Source organism: Aeromonas sp. QDB11 (genome assembly GCF_027705265.1).
GTDB classification, from domain to species: domain Bacteria; phylum Pseudomonadota; class Gammaproteobacteria; order Enterobacterales; family Aeromonadaceae; genus Aeromonas; species Aeromonas allosaccharophila.
The window spans coordinates 1-1,503 of the sequence record NZ_JAPDBM010000167.1 but is presented as its reverse complement, the minus strand read 5'-3'; the positions used below and the strand labels follow the sequence as shown (position 1 = coordinate 1,503).

The window sequence follows — 1,503 nt, the reverse complement described above, 5'->3', positions numbered from 1 at the left end:
AAAGACGCAGTTCCTGCGGGTAGAAAAATGGTGATCGGCATGATGTTATTGGCTGATCGACATGATGTTATTAGCCACTCACCCTCGATATATCTCCTTCCCCCTCTACCTTGTTATACACTTCGCGTGTATATGTAATACTATTACCGAACTGAGCGACATTCTAAATCGCCGAGAAAAGCTTGGTTATTTTCGATAAGCGCTCGATAATGCCGAGCATTAAGACAAAGAATTTACTCTGAACTTAGCTCGATACCTCCTATCTGGAAGATGCCTTCAAATCAATCCATTCAATTACTTCACACAGCTTCCAAGCGACCGCACGAGGCCCTAAAGGAATAGCACCTGGAAATTCCCCTTTACTCATCAAGCGATAAATAGTCGCTTTGGATAACGTCGTAATTTCCGTGACTTCTTTGAGTTTTATTAGTTTCACTTTTTTGGTCCAGCTATTTGCTCATAGCTGGACCAGCGATGTTAAAAATTACAAACCACGCTTCACACATTACGCTCCAACAACTGACAAGGTGCATACATGGCATGTGATCATGCCAACCAAATTTAGGTCCAACCCATTAATAATGGCGCTTCCATCTCATAAACCCCAGTGCTAACATGGCATCACGCCAACATAAGACCACAACAAACACTTGAAAAACGCTACTAAAAAACACACACTGATTCACTCATAAAACCACGATAATAACTACAATGTAGATCAGAGGTAATGTTCCATGGCTGTTACTGAATATGGTGTTGATATAAAAGTTTTAAAGAAATTAGATAGTCCTATTTTTGTGGATTATCTCTGGTATAGAACAGGACAAATTAATCATGCATCACCTGCAGACACTCCACCACACCCCATGTTAATGAAGTATTTAGCGCGCGCTTGCAAAGAACCTAGCGCTGACGCATTTATGCGTAACTACAATCCAAGAGATGAAAATCCTTTTGAGCTTCAAAGGTGGATATGTACTTTAGAAAACGAATTTCATGAAAAATGTCTTACAGAAAAAAATTTTGACTGGCTAGAAAATAAAAACACTCGGTTAAATTGCTTCATATGGAGACTAATTAGTCACATTACTATACGCGATGATAGCAGAGACCAAATATTAGATAAAAACTATGACTTTGTTATCCACCAATCATTGGTTGATGAAAACATAAAAATTCACACCAGCATGGATAGCAAAAAAAACAGCAACGTAAGCATGCAGAATATAATATCAACCATCAATAGACTCCCTTGCAATAAAGCAGCAAAAGAAAAGCTAGCACGAGCTATATCTGAATTTTCTGAATCAATAATGAAAAATGATGAAATTACAGCTTGGTTTAAAAAACACAATAAAGACAAAGTTTCATGGTTACACCATTACCTAGAACATAAAAGAATAGATTACACACCACTAGTGCTAAATCATGTACAGAACCTTAAGCGGCAAGCGAATTAATAATACCGTCTAACGTGTTGTTTTGCTTGGATTTTCTCTGCCT

General features: G+C 37.9%; 2 protein-coding genes. One reads left to right on the top strand and one right to left on the bottom strand.

Going from position 1 to position 1,503, the window contains the following annotated elements; translation table 11 throughout:
* Positions 1-259: 259 nt before the first annotated feature.
* Positions 260-436, bottom strand: coding sequence for a helix-turn-helix transcriptional regulator (locus OKC40_RS22420; RefSeq protein WP_270797021.1), 177 nt, complete (start codon positions 434-436; stop codon positions 260-262).
* 298 nt (positions 437-734) lie between these two features.
* Here OKC40_RS22420 and OKC40_RS22415 point away from each other — a divergent pair, with 298 nt between their 5' ends.
* Positions 735-1,460, top strand: a complete 726-nt coding sequence (locus OKC40_RS22415; protein ID WP_270797020.1) for a hypothetical protein — start codon at positions 735-737, stop codon at positions 1,458-1,460.
* Positions 1,461-1,503: the final 43 nt, after the last annotated feature.